This is a genomic window from Campylobacter concisus (genome assembly GCF_003048875.2).
Classification (GTDB): Bacteria; Campylobacterota; Campylobacteria; order Campylobacterales; family Campylobacteraceae; genus Campylobacter_A; species Campylobacter_A concisus_AU.
Genome location: NZ_CP049264.1, coordinates 1,018,914 through 1,041,618, shown reverse-complemented (window position 1 = coordinate 1,041,618; position 22,705 = coordinate 1,018,914). Strand labels below are relative to the sequence as shown.

Sequence of the window (22,705 nt, the reverse complement as noted above, 5' to 3'; positions counted from 1 at the left end):
AAGATAATAAAAGGAGAAAAAATGAACGAGAACAGACGAGATTTTCTAAAAAAAGGTGCAACAGCACTTGCAGCTACACCTTTGCTTTCAGGCGTAACAGCTTCAAATTTGTTTGCTGATGAGGTTAAAAAGGGCGTTGTAAAAAATGGCGAAACTCTTACAGCAGCTCACTGGGGCATGCTAAAAGTGACAACCAAAAACGGCATCGCTGTAAAGTCAGAGCCTATCCAAAAGACAAGTGAAATTTACAATCCACTTCAACACTACACACCAGATATGATCTATAAAAGTCGTATCAAACACACAATGGTAAGAAAGAGCTACCTTGAAAACCCAGATAGCCCAAAACCAGAGCTTCGTGGCATCGATGAGTGGGTCGAAGTGCCTTACGAAGAGGCGATCAAGCTAGTTGCTAAGGAGCTTAAAAAAACAAGAGCACAAAAAGGCTTACAAAGCGTTTTTGCAGGTAGCTACGGCTGGAAGTCAAGCGGAAACGTGCATAACTCAATAATTTTACTTCATAGATTTATGAACCTTAGTGGCGGCTTTGTTGGCTCGCTAGGCGACTACTCAACAGGCGCTAGCCAGATCATCATGCCTCACGTTGTAGGTAGTATCGAGGTCTATGAGCAGCAAACTAGCTGGCCAGTAGTGCTAGAAAACTCAAAAGTCGTAGTCATCTGGGGCGCAAACCCACTTGCGACACTTCGCATAGCTTGGACAGCGACTGATGAACAAGGCTTTAAATACTTTGAAGAGCTAAAAAACAAAAAAGATATCAAAGTGATCGTGATCGATCCTATCAGATCTGAAACAGCGCAATACTTCGACAAAGCTCAGTGGATCGCTCCAGTGCCAAACACCGACACAGCGATGATGCTAGGCATGATGCACTACCTATATGAAAGCGGCAAATACGATAAAGAATTTATCGAAAACTACACTTATGGCTTTGATAAATTCCTCCCATATCTACTAGGAAAGACAGACAACACTCCTAAAAATTTAGAGTGGGCGAGCAAAATTTGTGGTATCGACAAAGATACCTTAAAAGAGCTAGCTGATACATTTGTAAGCAATCGCACGATGCTAATGAGTGGCTGGGGTATGCAGCGCGCTCACCACGGCGAGCAACCACACTGGGCGATGGTGACACTTGCTGCTATGATCGGTCAGATAGGCATACCAGGTGGGGGATTTGGCTTAAGCTACCACTACTCAAACGGCGGCGCACCAACATGCAAAGGCGCAGTCATCGGCGGCGTAAATAGCGCAAGTGTGGGTAAATTTAACGAAAAAGGCGAGTTTATCGGCACTGATACAGGCGAGTTTGACAAACACGGTCGCTTCGTCGCAAAAGCAGCCGCAGTAGCAGGCACAGGTCAAAGCTGGCTACAAAAAGCAACCAACTACGCTTTCCCAGTAGCTCGTATCGCTGATGCGTTGCTTCACCCTGGCAAAGTGATAGATCACGACGGCAAAAAGATCACCTACCCAGACATCGACTTTATCTACTGGGTCGGCGGCAACCCGCTTGTGCATCACCAAGATACTAATACAAATTTAAAAGCGTGGAGAAAGCCAAGAACGGTTGTCGTTCACGAAGCATACTGGACACCGACAGCAAAGATGGCTGATATCGTCTTTCCAGTCACAACAGAGTATGAGAGAAACGACATCACGATGACAGGGGACTACTCAAACATGAACATCGTGCCGATGAAACAAGTCGTTGAAAAATACCGCGAAGCAAAAGATGACTATCAAATTTTCACTGACCTTTGCAAGGCTTATGCTAAAAATTTAGTCATCGCCTACACAGATAACGGCAAAGACGAGTTTGACTGGATTAAAGAGTACTACGACGCAGCCTACGCTCAAGTAAAAGCGGTCCCTGAGCTTGCAAGCGACATGAAGCCATTTGAAGAGTTTTGGAATGAAAACAAACCAGTCACATTTGCTTCATCTCAAGATAGTGATAGTTGGGTAAGACTTGGCGAATTTAGAGAAGATCCTGTGCTAAACGCTCTTGGAACGCCTAGCGGTCTTATCGAAATTTACTCAGATACGATCGAGAAAATGGGCTATGATGACTGCAAGGCGCATCCAACTTGGTTTGAGCCGATCGAGTGGCTAGGCATGAAAGACAAACCAGCAAAATACCACATGATAAGCGCTCACCCAACTGACCGCTTGCACTCACAGCTAAGCCAAACTTCACTTCGTGACAAATATGCTATCGCTAACCGCGAGCCAGTGTGGATAAACGAAAATGACGCAAAAGAGCTTGGCGTAAAAACAGGCGATTTGGTGTGTGTATTTAACGCACGTGGCGAGGTTTTGGCAGGTGCTTATGTGACTAAAAACATCAAAGAGGGTGTTGCAAAACTAGCTGAGGGCGCTTGGTATGACGGATTTGATAGTGGCATCTGCAAAAATGGCTCTGCAAACGTGCTAACCATAGATATCCCAACAAGTAAGCTAGCAAACGGCAATATCAGCCACACAGCTCTTGTAAATATCAGAAAATATCAAGGCGATGAAGCACCAAAACTTACAGCGTTTTCTGAGCCAAAATTTTCTAAATAATCTCAAAGCAGGGGAGTGATCTCCTGCTTAAATTTATCTTTGCTTATAAAATATCTTTAACTACTTTTTCAAATTTATCTATTCATTTTTGTAAATTTTAGAGAAAATTTGAATAATTTTTATTAATTTATATTATTTATTTGTAATTAAAATTTTCTTAAATCACCTAAAATAGGGCATTTGTTTTGTAAAGTAAATTTATTGTTGCTTAAATGTAATTTATATTTTCAAGTTATATTTAATTATTAAAGTAATAAAATCCGCCTTGTTTTTGGGAGAAACAGCCAATATAACGTATCTTGTAATGCAAAGGAATGAAAAATGAATAATCTAAGTATAAAAATAAAGATCCTACTAATTGTAATTTTAAGTCTTATTTGTTTAAGTGCAACAAGTATTTATATTTTAAATGGCGTTTTTAAGACTAGAAGCCAAGCTGTATCAAGTCTTAATACAGCTGAAGATATCATAAAACAAAGCGAATTTATCCATGAACTTCAAAAAGAGCGCGGTTATAGCGCAGGCTTTATAGCTAATGGCAAAGATGCTGATAAAAATTTAAAAGAGCAAAGAGCTAAAGTTGATGGCGTTTTGTCTAAACTTTCTAACAAAGATGAACTCTCACGTGAGCTTAATAGCATAAGAGCAAAAGTAGATAACAAAGAAAGTTTTGCTCTCATAGCTCCTAAATTTCACGATATGATCGAAAATACACTTATATTTGAAAATTCCCTCGCAAGCAGCTCTGAGCCTGATATGAAAGATAACTTGGCTAGAATTTTTAGCATTTCAAAGATCAAAGAGTATTTTGGTATCACAAGGGCGGTGTTAAATGCTGCCTTTATAAAACATAACATCGATAAAAATACATACGTAAATTTGGTTTCATTTAACGCAAATATCAAAAATCTCTTAAATGACTATGTGAAATTTAACGCAGGCACATACGCAGACAGCCTGCAAAAAGAGATCTTGCAAAGTGATGAGTTTAAAAAGATAGATGATATCATCAAAAGTGCTATCGCTACTCCAGATGAGACAGCTAACAAGTTCGAAGCGGCTAGTTGGTTTCAAAGCATCACAAATTTGATCGATAACTTTAGAAACTATGAGCTTTACTTGCTAAATGATATGAAAGATAAAGCTTTACAAGATATGAGCGAAGCTGGCAATTTAGCTGTTTTTATGGTTATCTTACTTGCCTGTTTTATACTCTTGCTTGTTTTGGTTTCATTTTTTGTTGGTAAAAATATCATCTCAGGCATCGATAGCGTAAAGGGCGGGCTTGGCGAGTTTTTCTTATATCTAAACAACAAAACAAATTCAGCCAAACTTCTAAGCTTAAAAGGTAAAGATGAAATTTGCATTATGTCGTCGCTTATAAATGAAAATATAGAGGTTATCCAGACGGCAAAAGAGCATGAAAACACCTTCATCCAAAAAGCCAACACCTTTGTAAATGAGATAAAAGATGGCAACTATGAAGCAAGCTTAGAAGCTGATACTAATAACCCAGCTCTAAATCAACTAAAAAGCACATTTAAAGATCTACAACTTGCTCTTAAAAATGCAATCTCAAGTAATGGCAAAGATGTACTTGATCTACTAAATACTTATAAAAACCAAGACTTTACAAAAAGACTTGATGATGATGGTAAGATAGCAAGTGGTATAAACTCTCTTGGCATAGAGATATCTAAAATGCTAAATGACAATCTAAACCAAGCTCAAGTACTAGAAGAAAAAGCTAAGCTTCTAGCAAGCTCAGTTTCTAAAGTAGCAAGCTCAGCAAACACACAAGCAAGCTCACTTCAAGAATCTGCTGCTGCAGTTGAGCAAATGAGTAGCTCAATGAATGCCATCTCTCAAAAGACAGCTGATGTTATAAGACAAAGTGATGAAATTAAAAACATCATAACTATTATTAGAGATATAGCAGATCAAACAAATCTACTTGCTCTTAATGCTGCAATTGAAGCTGCACGTGCAGGAGAGCACGGCAGAGGATTTGCCGTCGTTGCTGATGAAGTAAGAAAACTAGCTGAAAGAACTCAAAAATCTCTAGGTGAGATAGAAGCAAATACAAATGTATTAGCTCAATCAATAAATGAGATGAGTGAATCAATCAAAGAGCAAAGCGAAGGTATAAATATGATAAATCAATCAGTTGCTCAAATAGATAATCTAACAAAAGAAAACGTTGTAATTGCAAACCAAGCAAACGAAGTAACATCAGAAGTAGATGAGATGGCTAAAGCTATAGTTGAAGAGGTTAGGAAGAAGAGGTTTTAAACTACTCTTTCTCTAGAGTTTTAAACAAACTCAAATTTGTTTAAGACAAAACACTTCATTAATATTCATAAACTCCAACCTGGTTTAGGCTGGGTTGGGGGTTTAATCTTTACAAATTTTAAAATCCCATTCACCCCTAAGAATTGACTACTAAAATTTGGCTTCGCTTAGCGCTTAGCTCAAATTTTAGAGTCGAAATTACTCGTTCATGAAATTTTAAAATTTTATAGACGCTTACAAAATACTTAGTAGAATTAGAGATATTTATTATTTTATATATAAAATTATATGTATTTTTATATGTAAAATTTTACAAAATTTCAAGTTTTGCGCTGATATCTGCAACGCCTTTTGAGTACATTGCAGAAGTGACTATCGCATCGGCATTTGCATAATCTTTTGCATTTGATAAATTTACGCCGCCAGCTGCTAGTATCATAGTATTTGGTGAAATTTCATCTCTTAAAGCTAGCACGTTTTTGATAAGCTCTGGGCTAAATTTATCACACTGCACGACGTCGCATTTTGCTTTCAAAAGCTTGCTTGCTTCGTCCAAATTTTCAGCCTCGACGCAGATCTTTCGCTCGACCATTTTGGCTTTAAATTCTGGCAAATGTGACAGAAATTCATCAAAGTTAGCGTAGGCTTTTATGTGGTTTTTAAAGAAAAGAACGCTGTCGCTAAGTCCAAGTCTGTGCATACCGCCACCGCCTTCAAGCACGGCTTTTACGCAAAATTTCTTTGCAAATGGGAAGCTCTTTCTGGTTGCTAAGACTTCGCATTTTTCATTGACACTTTTTGCAGCTTTTACTATTTTGTTTGTGTAGGTTGCGATGGCGCTAGCATATTCTAGTGCGACTTGGGCTAGTTTCCAAGCCTTATGCACATCTTCGTAACTACCATAAATTTTTATGATCACATCGCCAACCTTGCAAATTTGAGAGTTTTTGACAAAAATTTCGCTCTCGCAGCCAAGTAGCCTTGCTATGCTTGCTGCCACATCTACGCAGCTAACGCAAATTTCATCACGCGAGTAAATTTCAAGCGAAGCTTTTTTATCGATATCTTGAAGCGACGTAGTGAGGTCAAAGTAGGGTAGGTCCTCGTTTATGTAGTCTAAAATTTCAGCGTCGCTTAGTCTCATTTTATGCCTTTTTTGAAGCAGTTTTTGCTTTTACGATCATCTTTTTAAAGATGCCGTTGTCGTAAAGTCCAGCGTGGTAAAGCGCAAAGCATGTAAATGCGATGCCAGAAGCTACGTGGAATTTTTTAACAGATCTATTTTTCATAAAAAGTGCGCTTAGGCAAACAGATGCCAAAGTGACGCTCATGCCGACCTTTGCTACTTGTCTATGGGTGTTTAGGTCTAGTAGTTTGCCGCTTATCTTTATATCTTTTCCCAAATTTTCTCCTTTAGTTTTTGCCCCAGCAGCTTGTATTTTTGATGCCTAGACTCTCTGGGTCAAATTCTGGATTTTTACCAGCTTTTCTTTGAGCTTCGTAGTCTCTTATCGCTATTATCACCACTTTTGATAGCAAGAAAATGGCGATAATATTTATCGTAGCCATAGCTGCCATCGTGATATCAGCGATATTCCAAGCGAGTTTTAAGTTCATCTGAGCGCCTATAAATATCATAATCACTGCTGTGATCTTAAATGCTAGAGTTAAATTTTTGCTTTTTGTTAGAAATTTCATATTTGCCTGGGCGTAGTAGTAGTTGCCGATGAGCGATGTGATGGCAAATAGCACTACTGCAAGGGTCGTAAAGTGTAGTCCAAAGTCACCAAAATACTCTTTCATCGCTGCTTGAACAAGGGGTAGGGCGGTTAGCACTTCGCCGTTTGCGCCAGTTTGTTTTGTAAGATATGCCTGAGAAAAAAGCACGATCATACCAGAGGCGATGCATATCGTCATATCGATAAAGACTGCCATTGCTTGCACTAGCCCTTGTTTGACTGGGTGACTTGTGTGCGCCGCAGCCGCTGCATTTGGCGCTGAGCCCATGCCGGCCTCGTTTGAGAAAAGTCCTCTTTTTATGCCTATTACGATCACACTTCCAGCAAATCCGCCAAAGATCGCTTTAAAATCAAAGGCGCTTTCTATGATCATCTTGATGACGGCTGGAATTTCTTTGAAATTTAAAACGATCGCGATGATAGCTAGCAAGATGTAAGTAAGCGCCATGAAAGGCACGATATATGAGCTAACTTTGCCGATGATGTGGCTCTTGCTAAAAAACATCACAGCCGTAAATGCTGTAAGGATAAGTCCGATGCCAATAGGCAAGCCGCTTTGCGCAAAGGTGATGTTGCTGCCTGCTTTGTCGTAGTAAATTTCAAAAGCAGAGGTCATGGTGTAGCTTTGAAGTCCATTAAAGCCATAAGCATAGGTGATGATGAGGATGATGGCAAACAAAGAGCCAAGCCACTTTATGCCAAGCCCGTTTTTGATGTAATAAGCCGGCCCGCCTTTAAAGCCAAAGACATCTTTGGTCTTATAAATTTGAGCCAAAGTGCTCTCGATAAAGGCTGAAGCTGAGCCTAAAAACGCCATCAAACACATCCAAAAAAGCGCTCCAGGGCCACCTGCGACGATGGCAGCTGAAATTCCAGCGATGTTGCCGATGCCAACGCGCGAAGCAGTCGAGATCATCAGCGCTTGAAACGGCGTTAGATGGTGCTTGTTATACTTATCCTTTTTCTCTACCAGAACTCTGCAAGCTTCAAAGAACATCCTAAACTGCACAAAACGGGTAAGGTAGCTAAAGTAAATTCCTGAAGCTACAAGGATGATAACCAAAAAATATCCATACAAAAAGTCGTTGGCTACATCCATTTTGCCGTTTAAAAAGTTTAAGAAATTCTCAAACACCATCTATCCTTTCAAATTTATTTTGACTTGATCTTCACGCCCTTCATTGAGTTGAGCAGAAGCCAGATCGTCGTGCCATTGTGAAGCATAGCAGTTGCTATTGGATTTAGCATGCCAAGCGTTGCGGCACTTAGTATGGCTGTATTTACGCCAACGGTTGAGCGGAAATTTGAGCTAATTAACTTCATAGTTTTATTAGCAAGCTCTTTTGCAAGCGCTACGCTCATGATGTCATCTTTTAAAAGGCTTATATCAGCCGTTGCTTTAGCGATATCAGCACCTTTGTGCATGCTTATGCCAACATTTGCTTTTGTTAAGCTTGGTGCGTCATTTATACCATCTCCGACAAAAGCGACCTTTTTGCCTTCACTCTTTAGCTCTTCGATGATCGCTGCTTTGTCTGTTGGCAAGCACTCAGCATAGACCCTATCAAGTCCCAGCTCGCGCGCTACCTCTTCAGCCTTGCTCTTTATGTCGCCACTTAGCATAACTATCTCTTTTACGCCAAGATTTCGTAGTTTTGCCACCATATCTTTAGCGTTTGCTCTCATATCATCTTTCATTGCTATGACGCCAACAAGCTCTTTGTCGTATCCTACATAAAGCAGGGTTAGACCGCTTTGTAAAGCCTTATTTATAAGCGTTTCGTGAGCTTTAAAGCTTATCATCTCATCATCTTCTAAGAAGTGCCTACTGCCGATAACGACCTCTTTGCCATGCATCGCAGTTTTTACGCCGTGAGCTACGATAAATTCAACCTCGTCGTGGTGGATATGGCTAAATCCACGCTTGTTTGCAGCCTCAACTATCGCTTCAGCCACAGGGTGGAAGTAGTGCTCCTCAGCACTTGCGGTTAAATTTAAGATATCAGCCTCTGAAAATCCATCTTTAAAAGAGTAAATTTCAACCACGCTTAGGCGTCCATGAGTTAGAGTGCCGGTTTTGTCAAAGACAAATGTATCAACCGAACTTAGAGCCTCGATCGCCTTTGCGCCTTTTATGAGGATGCCGTTTCTGCCAGCTTTTGAGATGCTTGACTTAAACGCAACTGGCGTAGCAAGCTTAAGCGCGCAAGAGTAGTCAGCTTGAAGCACGCTTGCAACGCTGTTCATATTTTTATTTATAACATACGAAAGCCCAGCAAGAGAGAGTGTGACTGGCACTAGTTTGTCAGCTAGTTTTAGAGCTTTTATGCCGATGGCTGATTTTTCATTAAGTGAAGTTTGGATGTACTCTTTGATCCTTGCGGTTGCGGTGTCGCTACCTACGTTTTCAGCCCAAATTTTGATCCTGCCCTCATCGACAACAGTGCCACTTATGACACGGTCGCCTCTAGCTTTTGCTACAGGCTCGGCCTCTCCAGTCATTGAGACTTGATTGACGTCAGCATTGCCCTCGACGATGTAGCCATCAACGCCTATCGTCTCGCCAGCTCCGACTACTACGATGTCGCCTTTTTTTAAATTTTCGGTTTTTACCTTTTCAAGCGTCTTTTCACCGTTTAAATTTCGCTCAACCCAGACCTCTTCGATGTTTGGTTTGGCTAGCTCTTTGATGAGATCATCGCTTCTGTGGCTAGCACTCTCCTCCATGTATTCGCCGATATTTATCATCAAATTTGTGCTATTTGCAGCCAAATGATCACCCATTGCAAGGCTTGTGCCAATAGCAGTTGCCTCGAGCACTTTTGAGGTGATGCCCTCATGCCTTAGCTCTTTTGCGCCTTCTATTAAATTTGGAGCTGTTGCGTAAAGAGTTACGGCTGATTTTAGAGTTTTGTTACTCATAAACGGCGTTACACCAAGTGCAGCAGCAGCTTTGTAGATATTTGCTTTGCTAGGCAGGCTCTCATCTTTTGGCTTGGTTGGAAAATCATAGCTTTTTATAAAATCTAAAATTTTCTCATAGCTCTTATCAAACTCGACGACGATGCTTTTTGCGTATTTATTTACACGCACGCTTCTTGCATCGGTTCGCTCTGAGATCGCAGCCTCGATAGCGCTGACATCGCTTCTAGCGTTTAGGCTCTCGCAAATAAACCTCGCTCTATTTTTGCTCTTATGAGCTAGAGTGACCTTATTTTTGTGAGTCAAGTTCAGCTTTGACATCTTCAAAACGCTCTTTTAGTTCTTCTATGCCAGCGTTTATTAGCTCGCCACCTTTGATGATCGCTTTAAATACGCACTCTTGTGCTTTTGGATTAGTTAGCACATAAGCTGCTATGCCGCCTAAAAGTAGGCCTTTAACAAAGCCAGCTGCGTTAAAATTTTCAGGTACAAATGGTAAATTTTGAGCTGCATTGTTTATCGCATTATCAACTGCACTTGGCTGAGTTGCTGCTGCGTCATTTGCTGCTACTTCGTTTGCGTTTTCTTCATTGATATAAGGGTTATTCATTATTTACTCTCCAATTTTATTAGTTCTTCAGCTATCAAAAGACCGCCGATGCCAGCTGCAGTAAAAGCTGCTGCGTTTAGATATTTTTTTTGTGCTATCAAATTTGAAGCATGAATGCCAACAGCACCTACAAAACCACCAGTTACGGCGTATTTTGCTATCTTTTTAGCGACATCTTTTTTAGTTGCTCTGTTGTTTAGATAGTCGCTAAAGCCAAGCGCAGCCGCGCCCATGCCAGCGATCAAGGCTCCACTGATGAAGTGATCAAATGGAAGTCTTGTGTTTGAAAGTGTAAAAAGACTATTTTCTTGCATTCTCTATCCTTAAGCTATATCGTTTGGTGTGATAGCTTTTGGAGCTGCTGGCTTTTTAGCACGTGGTTTTCTTGTTTTTTTAACCACTTTTTCAGCCTCTTTTTCTACTTTTTTAACGCCACGTTTTGCTTTTTTCTCTTCTTTGACCATGAAGTCTTTTGCATCTTTTGCGACGTTTTTGCCTTTTTTATAAAGATCTTTTGCAGCCTCTTTGCCTTTATCTAGGCCATCTTTGGCACACTCTTTGATCTTATCTCTTTTACTCCAAGCAACTACTGCTAAACCGCCTACTGCTAAACCTGCTAAAAATGGTAATGCCATTTTAAATCCTTTCTTTGTTTGATTTTGTAAATTATTCATCTTCTTCATCCTTATTAAAATTTTTGCTAACTACTGAAATGCCTAATGCCCCAAGCGCAAGCCCGCTAAAAAACGAGAAATTTGGGTTGTTTGTGATCTTTGCCAACTCGCTTTTATCAGCCTTGCCACTTGCGATATTTTGCAAGCTTTTAGTTATCTCATTAAAGTCATTTTGATAGCTTTCTAAAATGTTTGTTATGCCATTTTGCTCAAAATTTTGCGAAATTTCATTTAAATTTAGCTCATTTTTTGCCTTAGCTCCGCTATAAATTTCTTTTAAGCAGTGCTTTAAAGAGGCGATATATTCATTATTTGAAGTAGCCCAAAGTCTAAAAAATAGATCTTTTAGCTCTTCATCATCTAAGCTTTCACAAAATTTTTCATACATTTTGTTTAGCTCATTTTCATAGTTTAGTGCCTCTATCAGCGCATCTTCTTTATTTTTTGCTGGCAAAAAGATAGCTTCATTTTCGCAAACAAGCTCATACTCGTGCGCACTTGCAAATTTCTCTATCAAGATGATCGCATTTTTTCTCACACTTGCGATTTGATCAAATACTTCGCCAAACGAAGCTAGGCTTTCATATAACCTAAGTGCGTTTTTTTCGCTCGTATAAGAGGCGTTTAAAAGCTCATTAAGCATATTTTACTTCTCTTGCTACTTCATTTACTTTAGCTGAAATTTCTTCTAAATTTTGCCCTTTTAAGAGATCCTCCCAGAGATTTTTAGGGAAAATTTCATGATCGTATTCGATCGTTACAGAGCCGATTATCTTGTTAAATTTAACATTTTTTATGCCATTTATCTGAGCTATCATGTCATCTAAACTGGCCAAATTTACGCTGCTGCTTAGCTCTTTGATCTTTGGGCTAACTCTTACTCTTAGTCTGCCATTTGTGTGAGCTATCATCGAAAAATAGCTTGCAACTTGTGCTAAAGTTTGTGTTTTTATATCCATTTTCATCCTTTTATTTTGTCTGCGTATTATCTAATCTGCAACTTAAACAAATCTGAAATTTTTTTGTCTTTCATTATCAAAAAGTAAAATGAAATGATAAATTTAAATCCCATTTTTTGCTTGGCAATCACTGCAAATTCCATAAAGTATCATCTTGTGAGACTCTGCACTAAATGACCTTTGGCTGCAAATTTGATCTTGTCTTTGCTCTATCATCTCATCTTCAAAATCAACCACTTTGCCACAAATTTCACATATCAAGTGATCGTGAGAGGATTTTAAATTTAGCTCGTAATTTTTAACACCATTTTGCTCAAAACTATTTGCCAGATGGTGCTCTTCAAGAAAATTTAAAAAAGTATATATCGAAGTCATTGAAATTTCATTTTTGTAAGTTTCATAAATTTTTTGGCAAATTTCTTGAGCATTTAGATGCGACTTGCTGGCAAAAAGCACACGCAAAATTTGCTCTTTTATCTCAGAGCCTTTTTGACCAAAAGCTTTTAAAAACTCGTTAAAATGCTTGTAAAATAGTTCAAAGTCTTCCACAAAATCCCTATCAAATTGATAATGAAAGTAGAAATTTTACAACTTTGCTACTAAAAAATGCATAAAATTTCTTACGAATTTAAAGTAAAGTATTTTATAAGCTTCTTTTGGTATAGTTTCGCATTTTTTAAATCAGAATTAAGGAACGAAATGACTTACGACGAGCTAGAATTAGACGCCGTTTTGTTAGAGGTTTTGGAAAATAGAGGCAGCTTTGACTCGATGGACGACGAAGAGCTTTACGAGCTTATCGAGCAAGTCGCGCAATACACTGACGGCGACTACGAAGAGGCGTTTGAATATATGACTCAATTTTCTCCGATCCCTAAAAAACGCTTTGTATCACTATTTATGGTTTAGCAAAAGGCTAAGCCATAATCTTGCTAATTTATAAACTAAATTTCAAAAATCTTTAAAATGCTAAAAAAGAGCTTGACTCTTTTAAAAGAGCCAAGAAGTGAGGTTTTTATAAGAAATATTTTGAGATTATCTCTTTAAATTTGATTGTATATTTGCTAGCTTTTGGGCTGTTGTTGTAGATATCTTCAAATTCATACATTCTATCGTAGTAGTCGTTTGTATCTTGTGCGTTTATCTTAAGTCTTGCCACGTCTAAGCTGACGCCAACAAAAGCTCCACTAGTCTTGCCACGCTCCTCGACAAATGCTGAAATTTCAGGCAAATCGCTAGCTATCGCCACTTCGTTGCCAACGCCACCAGTTGCTTCTGCTTTTAGACTGATCGTATCTTTTGCGTTAAATAAGCTTGCGTAGGCTTCTGAGTTTTTAAACAAGATGATCATATCGGCCGAGCTATATCCTAGCTGAAGTCCGATGCTGCCAGATGTGTAATTTACAAAAAATGGGCTTGACCACTCGCCATCGTCGTTTTTAGCGATAAATACGCCTTTGCCTTTTGAGCCAGTGATGATCGCACCTGCTTTTGTCACGTCTGGGATGATAGCGATGGCTTTGATGCCTGTAAATTTTGTATTTGGTTTTAAATTTCTAGTGCCAAAAGCGTTTAAAATGTTTATCGCGTTTTTTAATTTTTGATTTTGGATCACGTCAGCGTTTAAATTTAACGCAAAAAATGAGCCGATCAAAAAGAGCAAAGTTAGAATTTTTTTCATCAAATTTCCTTATTTAAAATTTTTGTTATTATAGCCTAAAATAAACTATTATTTAAAAATTTATTAATGAAATTTTATGAGATTTCATTATAAAATGCCCATTTTTAAGGAAAAAATATGAGCTTAATACTTTTTGTCGAATACGTCGGTATCGCATCAGCTGCGCTTAGTGGCTTTTTATTTGCAGTAAAAAGAGAGTGTGACTGGCTGGGCGTCTTTTTGTCTGCATTTTTGACAGCACTTGGAGGCGGCATCGTGCGTGATATGCTCGTTGGCAGGGCAGTTTATTCATTCACTCACTACATGCCAGTAAGCGTCGTCATCTTTATGCTTGTCGTATCTAGGATCACAAATTTGCATATAAAAAGAGATGGTTTAGAGAAGAAATTTGTCTTTATCTTTGCCGATGCGATCGATGTTATCTGCTTTTCTATCGTTGGAGCGATGGTTGCCATCGAGTATAGCTACAACATCTTTGGCGTCATGATGATCGCCTTTTTTAACGGCGTTGGCGGCGGTATCTTAAGAGATATCTTGCTAAATGAAGTTCCATGGTTTTTGCGCACAGGACTTTACGGCACGATAAGCCTTGGCGTGGGGCTTGCTTACTTTATCCTCTATCATCTAGGCCTTACCAACATATTTTTTACCATGCTGTTGCTAGCTGCTGGCATAACGGTCAGGATGTTTGCATTTTATAGAGGCTGGAAGCTACCTGATCTATGAAATTTAGCGAGTTTTTTGATATCTGGGTCAATGAAAACTACTATAAATTTGGCGTGGATATCGGCAAAAAGGGTGATTTTTATACAAATGTAAGCGTTGGATATCTCTTTGGCGCTTGCCTTGCAAACTACTTTTTAAAGCTACTTAAAAATGGCAAAATTTCTAGCTCTTGCAAGGTCGTGGAGATCGGCGCAAACTCAGGCGATATGCTGGCTGATTTTGCGCAGGGCATCTTTACGCTTGAGCCAGAAATTTTGTCAAATTTAGAGTTTATCATCATCGAACCTCATGAAATTTTACGCAAAAAACAGATTGAAACCTTTAAAAATCGCTTTGGTGACGAGGCTAGAGTAGGGCACTATGAAAATTTAGACGAGTGCTCGTTTGATGAAATTTTTGTCATCTCAAATGAGCTGCTTGACGCGTTTAGCTGCGAGGTAATAGACGGGGAGAATATGCTTTTTGTGGATAGTGATCTAAAATTTCACTGGCAAAAGGCGGATCAAAATTTACTAGCCCTTGCAAAGAAATTTGGCATAAAAAAGGGCGAGATATCAACTAGCTACGCCAAATTTGCACTCCAGCTTGCAAATTCGGCAAAAAAGGTGAGATTTTTAAGCTTTGACTACGGCGAGTTTGAACCAAAAAATGAATTTAGCCTAAGAGTTTTTAAGGATCATCAAGTTTTTTCTTTGTTTGAAATTTCAAACCTTGCGCCATATTTTAAAAGCTCTGATCTAACTTATAGCCTTTGCTTTAAGCAGGTCAAGGCCGCTTTTTTCGAGGCTGGCTTTTTGATGCTTAAATTTAAAAAACAAAATGATGCCTTAGTTTGCGACTTTGGCGTGGATGAAATTTTATCTTTGGTGCTTGAAAAAGGCAGCAAGCAAGCCTATGAAAATGCCGCAAAACAGGCAAAATTTCTACTCTCGCCTGAGTTTTTAGGCGAGAAGTTTAAATTTATAGAGTTTTTAAAGAGCTAGCCTGGCGATATCAGCGTAATCCGCTTCGCAAGCTTTCAAAAGGTCATTTGGAGCTATCTTTATCTGCTTGCCTCTTACTCCAGCGCTTACTAGCACGTACTCTTGCTCTTTTGCTCGCTCATCGATGAAGGTCGCAAAGTGCTTTTTCATAGCAAGTGGCGAGCAGCCGCCTCTGATGTAGCCGGTGATCTTTTCTAGGTCTTTTAAATTTATAAGCTCGCAGCGCTTAGCTCCGCATGCATGAGCAAGTGCTTTTAGATCAAGCTCCAGATCGCCTTGCAAGCAAGCAACGACAAAATTTTTAGGCTCGCACTGACAGACGATCGTCTTATAAATTTGCTTTATATCTTGCTTAGTGCTAGCTGCTACGTGAACGGCTGAAAGGTCGTTTAGATCGACTTCGTACTCAAGTATCTCATACTCTAATTTTAGCTTGTCTAAAAGCCTAGCGGCGTTGGTTTTATGTATCATCTTTTCTCATTTTTGTGAATTTTTTGTATAATTATAGCCAAAACTTAAAGGAGGAAAGATGGCTGAAGAAGTTGAAGAGAAAAAAGCAAAAAAAGGTGGCAATGGCGCTTTGATGATAATCATCATCGCGATATTTGTTTTATTGCTAGTTATCGGAGGGCTAGTGGCGTTTTTGATGCTTAGTTCTGACGAGCCAAAAGAGGCAAATATGGCGCAAACACCAGCTCAGACTCAAACTCAACCAGCACCCGCTCAAAACAAAGCAAAACGCGGTGGCAACGACTATTCGAACATGGGACCGATATATCCGCTCGATCAGTTTGTCGTAAATTTACTTAGTGAAAATGGCTCGAGATTTCTTAAAACTAAGATCGATCTAGAGCAAAGCGACGAGCTACTAACTGCCGAGCTTGATAAGAAAAAGGCACTTTTAAGAGATATCATCATAAGAACGCTCTCTTCTAAAACTTACGAAGAAGTAAGCACTGCAAAGGGCAAGGATAGGCTAAAAGACGAGATCGTCGGCAAGCTAAATGAAGTGCTAAATGATGGCTACATCAAAAATATATTTTTTACTGATTTTGTGGTGCAATGATAGGCATCGATATCGTTAAGATAGATAGAATTTCAAGACTTAAGGCTCGTCACGGCGAGCTTTTTTTAAAGAGATTTTTAAGTGATAGCGAGATCGCGCTAGCAAAAAATGATGCGACTTTGGCTGGATTTTGGGCGGCCAAAGAAGCAGCTAGCAAAGCCCTTGGTGTGGGCATCAGCAAAGAGTGTGGCTTTTTAGACATTGTGCTCAGTAAAGACGCAAAAAACGCACCAAAGATAAAATTTAGCCCAAGAATTTATACAAATTTTAATATCAAAGAAGCAAGCCTTAGTATAACTCACGACGGCGGATTTGCCGTAGCTGCAGTGATGATAGTGTGAAATTTATCTTTTTTAAGAATAATCTAATTTTATATGCTTGAACCGCTAAATACTAGGTTTTATGATAAAAATGGCAATATAATAAAAAGCGACAAACCGTCGGTATCTTTTGAAAGTCATATAGAATTGGAAAATTTTGACTTGAATATACTTAATAAAATTATGGAACAATAAATATGACAGATTTAAAAATCGAGAAAAATTTTTTACCATGGATTTATTATTGGATAAAAGAAGCTTCTGATATAAAACAACAAAAAATGCATTGGCTAAATGAGGACAATATTGATGGTGGAGTATCGTCTTATGTTGAATTGATGTGCTCGCTTTTTGATGATTTAAATTTTGATGACTTTGTGGAAAATACGGTATCCACTTTAGGTTTTTCAGATGAACTTATAAATTCATTGCATGATTTTAGAGATGAACTAAGAAATTATATTGCAGAAAATGATAATGATGATGAAGCGATTATTAAAGACCCAAATTGGCAGATCGTCGTTAAAAAAGCACAAAATGTCATAGTTGCTTGGAATAAATATAAGCAAGTGTCTAAAAATAACCAAAATTTGCAATAAAATCTTTAATATTTTTAGGAAATGATAAAATTGGAAATACTTGGAGTGTGAAACTCTTAGATGCTAGAGAAGAAGATGACACATATAATATTGGTACCATTATTGTTAAATAAGGGCTGAATAATGAAAGAGATTTGTGTATATAATAAAAAATTACGAGTTAGACATATAACTATGCAAATTAGGCAAATGGTAGAAATTTTAATTAAAAATTCACAGAGTGAGAATAAAGATTATAAATTTTCAGATGAAATTTTTTATTTTGATGATGGTAAAATGGGAAGCTTTGGCTTTGTTTATGAAAGCAATGAGTATATTGGCGGCGGTAAGCATATTTCGGACGTAGAGTTTTATGATATTGATGGATTACTTTGTGTGGCTACTATGTTTGCGTACGATAATAATTTTGTTGATAGTGTAGACATTTGGAAAGTTGATTTTTCGCCACTTATAAAGATACCAACAGATGAGAATGATTTTTTTATACCAAATGAAAAATCAAAAATAACTACCAAGTAAAAAATATAGATATTTAATATTATATAAAAGAAGGTGTAAATCCAAGAATATGGTATGTGGTGTTAAAAAATATTTATCAGCATGTATAAATTTGAAAATGATATGAGCTAGACAATATTATAAAAGATGAAAAACAAATAAACCGTCTCTATATATACTCTGACAAAACAATAAATTTTTAAATTTGGTTGGAGATTTTACAAAGCTAGATGGAGCAACAGTAGATGAAATTATTTCAAGAGTTCTAAAAGATTGGAAAATGTTGGTGCAAAAAATGGAAATGGTATAAGATTTATTGATGAGGCTGGTATTGAAAGAATTAGAAGATCCAAAAGCCCCAATTGGAACAAATTCAAATTCTGGTTGGATATTAAGAATACAAGATAAAAATAAAAATTACTTAGATAATTTTGGAAATATTGGTGGCTATAAGGCTAATGAAACGCACATGACAATTTATGGAAATCCTATTTTGGAGAAATAAAATGCTAGTAGAAAAGGGATATTTTTTATTAAATTTATGCAGAATGGCTTCTTTATGGCATCAAGATAAGTATTTGGTTAATCCATCTACGGATAAATATGAAACAGTAGAGGACCTGGTGCAAGATGTATATAACGCTTGCGAATATGCGTTATATCCTAGAAATAAAATATATTTTTCAAAGCGAGAGCTAGAAATCATAAGTCACTTCAAATCATTTATGGATAAGAATTTTGGAATAGATTTTTGGAATGAAATAGAAAAAATAGATAATAAAACCTTGGTTTATTCAAACAAAACTTGGATAAAAACAAGAGAATTTGCCGGTGCAATCATAAAAAGATTTGGTTTTAGTATAGAAAATTTTAATTATGAAAACTTTTAACCACTTTTACAAGAAATTTTTAAAGATGATCTAAATTTTAGAGAGAAAGAGAAGAGATATTGTTTTGCGTTCAGAAATTATGTAGTCGAGTTTGCTGGTTTTATTGATTTTAAAATTTATAAAAGCGAATTTAGAAAAATCTTTAACGACTATCAAGATCCAAGTATCAAAGCTACCGGAGTAGATACGCAAGCAGATGGCTACGTCATTTGTCCGCATTGCTATAATGCAGAGCAGGTAAGTGCAGAACTAGGCGTCATAAAGTGCGAAAAATGCCACCAAGAGTATAACAACCCACTTGCTAAAATTTGTCCAAGTGGGATATCGATGCTTGATGAGTAAATATAAATTTCATCATATATCAAGTAGCCACATTATATGGTTTGGTTTTATTTTAGGGTATTAAAATGATTTTTATTGGTCAGCATGATGATATTATTAAATACAATAAATAGGAGTAGTTTTGTGATTTATAATAATTTTTTGACTTTAATGAAAGATTTTGCCAATGATAAAATAGATGCGAGCACTTATCAAACTCAATTCTTTAAGTTATTGCATAAAGACGACGGTTTTTTTAATAATTATTATGACGTTATGCAAAGTTTATTTTATGATGTGGAAGAATATTGCCCAATTAAAGAACTAAGAAATACTGGTGAAATTGATGAGACTGCATTAAAAAATAGCACAATAAATGCACTAGATCAAATAATACTATAAGCTCAAAAAAACATCTTTTTGAGCTGACAATAGTTTTATTCTAAGTGACTGCAAAATCGATAAGCAATAGTTCTAAGCTAGGATAAAGTGGTAAATTTCGTGTGAGCTCTTTTTGATATTCGCTAAAAAATCTTTTATCTTTTGAAACAAAAGCATAAATTATCTCTTTATGGCTTTGTAGATCACTGTCATTTTGCGCAAAAAGCATACCGAAACTATCCCTACATCCACTCAAGCACTTGCGTGATATCTTTGGCGTAAAAGCACTTTAGACCTTGCGTGTCAAGCGGTTTGTTTGGGATGATGGCGTTTTTAAATTTCTGCGTTTTTGCCTCTTTTAGTCGCTGGTCGAGATTGAAAATTTCTCTTATCTCGCCGTTTAGGCTTAGCTCGCCGATGAAGACGCTATCCTTGCTGATAGGGCGGTTTTTGAAGCTGCTGATTATCGCTGCGATGACGGCTAGATCGGCCGCAGTCTCGCTTATCTTAACGCCACCTGAAACGTTTATGAAGACGTCGTAGTGCCCAAGCGGAATTTCAAGCTTTCGCTCAAGTAGGGCTAGCAGCATATCTAGGCGGTTTCTCTCAAAGCCAGTAGAGCTTCGTTTTGGATAGGCGCTTTCACAAACAAGCGCCTGAATTTCGATGCTAAGCGCCCTTGAGCCTTCCATTATGATGGTGATCGCGCTCCCACTCATCGCCCCGCCACGCGTGAAAAATTTACTCGATACCTCATTCGCGCTCACCAGTCCGTGCTGGCTCATCTCAAATATGCCAACCTCGCTCGTCGAGCCAAAGCGGTTTTTAAATCCACGCAAAATTCTCAGCTCTCTACTCGCGTCGCCCTCGAAATAAAGCACCACATCGACCATGTGTTCAAGCACTCTAGGTCCCGCGATCGAACCCTCTTTGGTTATGTGACCGATGATAAAAACGCAGATATTTTGGCTCTTTGCAAGCCTCATCAGCTCAAATGTGATCTCACGAACCTGCGTGATCGAGCCTGGCGCGGAGGTTATATTTTGGCTATAAAGCGTTTGAATGGAGTCAATGACTAACACCTTGTAGTCGCTCTTTTGCACCTCTAGCATGATATCTTCTAGGCAAATTTCAGTTAGCAGATATAAATTTTTATCCACCGCATTTAGCCTATCAGCTCTCATTTTTATCTGGCTTTGGCTCTCTTCGCCGCTTACATAGAGCGTTTTTTTGCCGTCTTTTGCCAAATTTGAGCCGATTTTTAGAAGCAAGGTTGATTTGCCAATTCCCGGGCTACCTCCTATAAGCACAAGCGAGCCCTCGACTACGCCGCCACCAAGAACAAGGTCTAGCTCGCTATCTTTGGTACTAAATCTAGTAAAATTTTGAATTTCAACTTCGTCTATGCTTATGGCTTTGCTGGGTGTGCTAGCGCTTTTTGCTATCTCCTTGCTTATCTTTATCTCTTGCTGGCTAAGCTCGACAAAGCTATCCCAAGCCCCACATTGTGGGCATTTACCCAGCCACTTTGCCTGTTGATTACCGCAGGCTTGACATTCAAAAACTGGCTTTGCTTTTGCCATAATATATCCTTTTTAAAATTTCAACTACTATCACTCCAAAGGCCGCTCCTATCATGTCTGCTACGATGTCAAGCAGGCTAAAGCTCCTGTTTGGTAAAAATGCCTGAACGAGCTCTATTTGCACTCCAAAGGCTAAAAGTAGGGCTAAATTTTTTAAAATTACAAACTCATAGCCAAGGTAGAGCAGTATATAAAGGACGAAAAAAGCTAAGAAGTGATTTGCTTTGTCCCACGAATTTTCGATGATCGCAGGACTTTTTGGAGTAAATGCAAGAAAATCAATCGCCAAAAGAGCAGCGAAAAAGCAAATTTTACTAAGAAATTTTACCCTACTCAAAAATGGCGTCCATCAGCTCGTCTAAAAACTCGTCTGGGTTAAATTTGATGATATCGTCCATGCTTTCGCCAACGCCTATATAAAATATAGGTAGCTCAAGCTCTCTTGCCACGCCAAATAGCGCTCCGCCCTTTGCAGTGCCATCAAGCTTTGTGATGATGACGCCATCAAGCGAGACGATCTCGTTAAATGCCTTTGCCTGTGCGACGCCAGCGTTGCCCTGCGTGCCATCAAGGATGAGGATCTTGCGGTGAGGCGCCTTTTCGTAGGCTTTTTTGCTGATACGAACGATCTTATCAAGCTCGTTTGCTAAATTTGTCTGGTTTTGAAGCCTGCCTGCCGTGTCTAGGATGACGCGGTCGATGCCTTTTGCAAGGGCCGAGCTGATCGTGTCGTAGGCAACAGCTGAAGGATCATGCCCTTGCTGGGTGGCGACTATTGGCACGTTTAGTCTGATTGACCATTGGCGTAGCTGCTCGATCGCCCCAGCTCTAAATGTATCACAAGCGCCCAAAATGACGCTTTTGCCATTATTTTTATATAAATTTGCTAGCTTTGCGATGGTTGTTGTCTTGCCAGCGCCATTTACGCCAAGGATGAGATCGACAAATGGCTTATCAGGCTCGATCACACGCTCTTTTTCGTAGATAAAATAGCTACTCATAACTCGCCTAAGATCAGCTCTGCTCACTTCATCTTGTGGCGGCAAGTAGTATAAAATCTCCTCCACGATCTCATAAGCCACGTCAGCCTCTAGTAAAATTTCCTCCAAGCTCTCTTTGTCGATCTTTTTTGACTTTTTAGCCGAGCTTATCGCTCCAAAGGTCTTTTCAAAGCCTCTTTTTAAAAACTCAAGCATTATTTTATGGCCCTATTTATGTCAGTTTCAAGCATCTCTTCAGGCACAAGACCGATGTAGCCTTGAGCATAGTCGCCATTTGCTTTAAAGAGCGCAGATGCAGGGAGTCCTTTGATGCCGCCCATCGCCTTTTCAAATAAGAAATTTCCCTCGCCAACTGCGATTTCGTATTTGATCTTATACTTTTGAGCAAATTCTTTAACCTCGTCCTCGCTCTTGTCTTCAAGCAAGACAGCAACGATGTTTAGCTCGTTTTTAAATTTCTCACTTAGGTTGTTTAAAGATGGGATCTCAGCCTTGCAAGGTGGGCACCAAGTGGCGAAAAATACATAAAGTGTCGCTTTTTTGCCATCTTTTACGTCAAAGCCGTTGCTTCTTTTTGTGATCTGCATAGTTGTGCCGTTAAGCAGTTTTAGGCTTATATCTTTTACTTCGTCACTTTGTGTGCTCTCACTTATCTTTGGTGTGAGCGTATCTTTGCTTAAATTTTCATCTTTGCTGGCATTTTCTTCTAAATTTTTACTTTGCACAGCTGGCTCGCTAGTGTTTTGCTCGCTCTTTTTGTTAGAGTCGTCACCGCATCCGAAAAATGCAAAAAGACAAAGTGATGTTATAATTGCGTGTTTTAGTGTCATAAATTTCCTTTTGAAAAATGTTTCAGGATTATACAAGAAAG

28 protein-coding genes and 1 pseudogene are annotated in these 22,705 nt (G+C 38.6%); 13 read left to right on the top strand and 16 right to left on the bottom strand.

Annotation, left to right across the window (positions count from 1 at the left end):
* The first annotated feature begins 21 nt into the window (after positions 1–21).
* From CVT07_RS05225 to CVT07_RS10365, 3 genes and pseudogenes are all read left to right on the top strand, one after another.
* Positions 22–2,589 (top strand): molybdopterin-dependent oxidoreductase, encoded by a 2,568-nt coding sequence (locus tag CVT07_RS05225; RefSeq protein ID WP_107937694.1) that lies wholly within the window; start codon positions 22–24, stop codon positions 2,587–2,589.
* Positions 2,590–2,910: 321 nt separating this feature from the next.
* Positions 2,911–3,711, top strand: a pseudogene (locus tag CVT07_RS10370) (nitrate- and nitrite sensing domain-containing protein); the annotation flags it as partial.
* A 9-nt stretch (positions 3,712–3,720) separates the two neighbouring features.
* Positions 3,721–4,881 carry a methyl-accepting chemotaxis protein gene (locus tag CVT07_RS10365; protein WP_430748116.1) on the top strand — a complete coding sequence of 387 codons (1,161 nt, stop codon included), beginning with the start codon at positions 3,721–3,723 and terminating at the stop codon, positions 4,879–4,881.
* 310 nt (positions 4,882–5,191) lie between these two features.
* On the opposite strand, the gene modD is transcribed toward CVT07_RS10365, so the two are convergent.
* The 10 genes from modD to CVT07_RS05170 all read right to left on the bottom strand — a co-directional run bounded on the left by modD (position 5,192) and on the right by CVT07_RS05170 (position 12,334).
* Positions 5,192–6,025 (bottom strand): ModD protein, encoded by an 834-nt coding sequence (modD, locus tag CVT07_RS05215; protein ID WP_107937718.1) that lies wholly within the window; start codon positions 6,023–6,025, stop codon positions 5,192–5,194.
* A gap of 1 nt (position 6,026) precedes the next feature.
* Entirely contained in the window at positions 6,027–6,284 is a 258-nt protein-coding gene (locus CVT07_RS05210; RefSeq protein ID WP_009293953.1) for a hypothetical protein, read from the bottom strand.
* A gap of 10 nt (positions 6,285–6,294) precedes the next feature.
* On the bottom strand, positions 6,295–7,758 hold the full coding sequence (locus CVT07_RS05205) for an alanine/glycine:cation symporter family protein (RefSeq protein WP_107937720.1): 1,464 nt from the start codon (positions 7,756–7,758) through the stop codon (positions 6,295–6,297).
* 14 nt (positions 7,759–7,772) lie between these two features.
* Positions 7,773–9,863 (bottom strand): heavy metal translocating P-type ATPase, encoded by a 2,091-nt coding sequence (locus CVT07_RS05200; protein ID WP_430748105.1) that lies wholly within the window; start codon positions 9,861–9,863, stop codon positions 7,773–7,775.
* A complete protein-coding gene (locus CVT07_RS05195) occupies positions 9,832–10,152 on the bottom strand; it encodes a hypothetical protein (protein WP_012001864.1) in 321 nt (106 codons plus the stop codon). The genes CVT07_RS05200 and CVT07_RS05195 overlap by 32 nt, the downstream gene beginning before the upstream one ends.
* Positions 10,152–10,466: a hypothetical protein gene (locus CVT07_RS05190; protein WP_009293949.1), complete on the bottom strand. Its 315-nt coding sequence runs from the start codon at positions 10,464–10,466 to the stop codon at positions 10,152–10,154. The genes CVT07_RS05195 and CVT07_RS05190 overlap by 1 nt, the downstream gene beginning before the upstream one ends.
* A 9-nt stretch (positions 10,467–10,475) precedes the next feature.
* Positions 10,476–10,787 (bottom strand): hypothetical protein, encoded by a 312-nt coding sequence (locus CVT07_RS05185; protein WP_035142523.1) that lies wholly within the window; start codon positions 10,785–10,787, stop codon positions 10,476–10,478.
* Between the two features lie 31 nt (positions 10,788–10,818).
* Entirely contained in the window at positions 10,819–11,469 is a 651-nt protein-coding gene (locus tag CVT07_RS05180) for an aminotransferase (protein ID WP_107937724.1), read from the bottom strand.
* Complete coding sequence (locus CVT07_RS05175; RefSeq protein ID WP_002942231.1) at positions 11,462–11,785, bottom strand: HMA2 domain-containing protein; 324 nt, start codon at positions 11,783–11,785, stop codon at positions 11,462–11,464. The genes CVT07_RS05180 and CVT07_RS05175 overlap by 8 nt, the downstream gene beginning before the upstream one ends.
* A 102-nt stretch (positions 11,786–11,887) precedes the next feature.
* Positions 11,888–12,334 (bottom strand): Fur family transcriptional regulator, encoded by a 447-nt coding sequence (locus CVT07_RS05170; RefSeq protein WP_087582204.1) that lies wholly within the window; start codon positions 12,332–12,334, stop codon positions 11,888–11,890.
* Positions 12,335–12,484: 150 nt separating this feature from the next.
* Between CVT07_RS05170 and CVT07_RS05165 the strand changes: the two genes are divergently transcribed.
* Positions 12,485–12,694 (top strand): hypothetical protein, encoded by a 210-nt coding sequence (locus CVT07_RS05165; protein ID WP_002942234.1) that lies wholly within the window; start codon positions 12,485–12,487, stop codon positions 12,692–12,694.
* 106 nt (positions 12,695–12,800) lie between these two features.
* On the opposite strand, the gene CVT07_RS05160 is transcribed toward CVT07_RS05165, so the two are convergent.
* Complete coding sequence (locus CVT07_RS05160) at positions 12,801–13,466, bottom strand: lipid-binding SYLF domain-containing protein (protein ID WP_087582203.1); 666 nt, start codon at positions 13,464–13,466, stop codon at positions 12,801–12,803.
* Positions 13,467–13,583: 117 nt separating this feature from the next.
* Here CVT07_RS05160 and CVT07_RS05155 point away from each other — a divergent pair, with 117 nt between their 5' ends.
* Positions 13,584–14,192 (top strand): trimeric intracellular cation channel family protein, encoded by a 609-nt coding sequence (locus CVT07_RS05155; protein ID WP_087582202.1) that lies wholly within the window; start codon positions 13,584–13,586, stop codon positions 14,190–14,192.
* Positions 14,189–15,175, top strand: a complete 987-nt coding sequence (locus tag CVT07_RS05150; RefSeq protein WP_107937726.1) for an SAM-dependent methyltransferase — start codon at positions 14,189–14,191, stop codon at positions 15,173–15,175. Before CVT07_RS05155 ends, CVT07_RS05150 begins: the two co-directional genes overlap by 4 nt.
* Here the strand turns inward: CVT07_RS05150 and ybaK are convergent.
* Positions 15,164–15,646, bottom strand: a complete 483-nt coding sequence (gene ybaK, locus CVT07_RS05145; protein ID WP_107937728.1) for a Cys-tRNA(Pro) deacylase — start codon at positions 15,644–15,646, stop codon at positions 15,164–15,166. The two genes, CVT07_RS05150 and ybaK, sit on opposite strands and share 12 nt — an antisense overlap.
* Positions 15,647–15,704: 58 nt before the next feature.
* On the opposite strand from ybaK, the gene fliL reads away from it, so the two are divergent.
* The 7 genes from fliL (at position 15,705) to CVT07_RS05110 (ending at position 19,271) form a co-directional block, all read left to right on the top strand.
* Positions 15,705–16,241, top strand: coding sequence for a flagellar basal body-associated protein FliL (gene fliL / locus CVT07_RS05140; RefSeq protein ID WP_002942267.1), 537 nt, complete (start codon positions 15,705–15,707; stop codon positions 16,239–16,241).
* The gene (gene acpS, locus CVT07_RS05135; protein ID WP_002942265.1) at positions 16,238–16,582 is read left to right on the top strand and encodes a holo-ACP synthase; all 345 of its coding nucleotides are present in this window, start codon (positions 16,238–16,240) and stop codon (positions 16,580–16,582) included. The genes fliL and acpS overlap by 4 nt, the downstream gene beginning before the upstream one ends.
* A 176-nt stretch (positions 16,583–16,758) precedes the next feature.
* Positions 16,759–17,160, top strand: a complete 402-nt coding sequence (locus CVT07_RS05130) for a hypothetical protein (RefSeq protein WP_107937730.1) — start codon at positions 16,759–16,761, stop codon at positions 17,158–17,160.
* Between the two features lie 123 nt (positions 17,161–17,283).
* On the top strand, positions 17,284–17,679 hold the full coding sequence (locus tag CVT07_RS05125; RefSeq protein WP_107937732.1) for a DUF6984 family protein: 396 nt from the start codon (positions 17,284–17,286) through the stop codon (positions 17,677–17,679).
* Between the two features lie 310 nt (positions 17,680–17,989).
* Entirely contained in the window at positions 17,990–18,163 is a 174-nt protein-coding gene (locus tag CVT07_RS05120; protein WP_159071315.1) for a polymorphic toxin type 30 domain-containing protein, read from the top strand.
* Between the two features lies 1 nt (position 18,164).
* Positions 18,165–18,548, top strand: a complete 384-nt coding sequence (locus tag CVT07_RS05115; RefSeq protein ID WP_159071316.1) for a hypothetical protein — start codon at positions 18,165–18,167, stop codon at positions 18,546–18,548.
* Between the two features lie 465 nt (positions 18,549–19,013).
* Positions 19,014–19,271 (top strand): colicin immunity domain-containing protein, encoded by a 258-nt coding sequence (locus CVT07_RS05110; protein ID WP_159071318.1) that lies wholly within the window; start codon positions 19,014–19,016, stop codon positions 19,269–19,271.
* Positions 19,272–19,492: 221 nt separating this feature from the next.
* On the opposite strand, the gene radA is transcribed toward CVT07_RS05110, so the two are convergent.
* The 4 genes from radA to CVT07_RS05090 are packed head-to-tail and all read right to left on the bottom strand — an operon-like array spanning position 19,493 to position 22,664.
* Positions 19,493–20,833: a DNA repair protein RadA gene (gene radA, locus CVT07_RS05105; RefSeq protein ID WP_087582194.1), complete on the bottom strand. Its 1,341-nt coding sequence runs from the start codon at positions 20,831–20,833 to the stop codon at positions 19,493–19,495.
* Positions 20,808–21,170, bottom strand: a complete 363-nt coding sequence (locus CVT07_RS05100) for a VanZ family protein (protein WP_103611438.1) — start codon at positions 21,168–21,170, stop codon at positions 20,808–20,810. Before CVT07_RS05100 ends, radA begins: the two co-directional genes overlap by 26 nt.
* The gene (ftsY, locus tag CVT07_RS05095; RefSeq protein ID WP_021085234.1) at positions 21,163–22,029 is read right to left on the bottom strand and encodes a signal recognition particle-docking protein FtsY; all 867 of its coding nucleotides are present in this window, start codon (positions 22,027–22,029) and stop codon (positions 21,163–21,165) included. Before ftsY ends, CVT07_RS05100 begins: the two co-directional genes overlap by 8 nt.
* A complete protein-coding gene (locus CVT07_RS05090) occupies positions 22,029–22,664 on the bottom strand; it encodes a TlpA family protein disulfide reductase (protein WP_107937740.1) in 636 nt (211 codons plus the stop codon). Before CVT07_RS05090 ends, ftsY begins: the two co-directional genes overlap by 1 nt.
* Between the last annotated feature and the right edge of the window lie 41 nt (positions 22,665–22,705).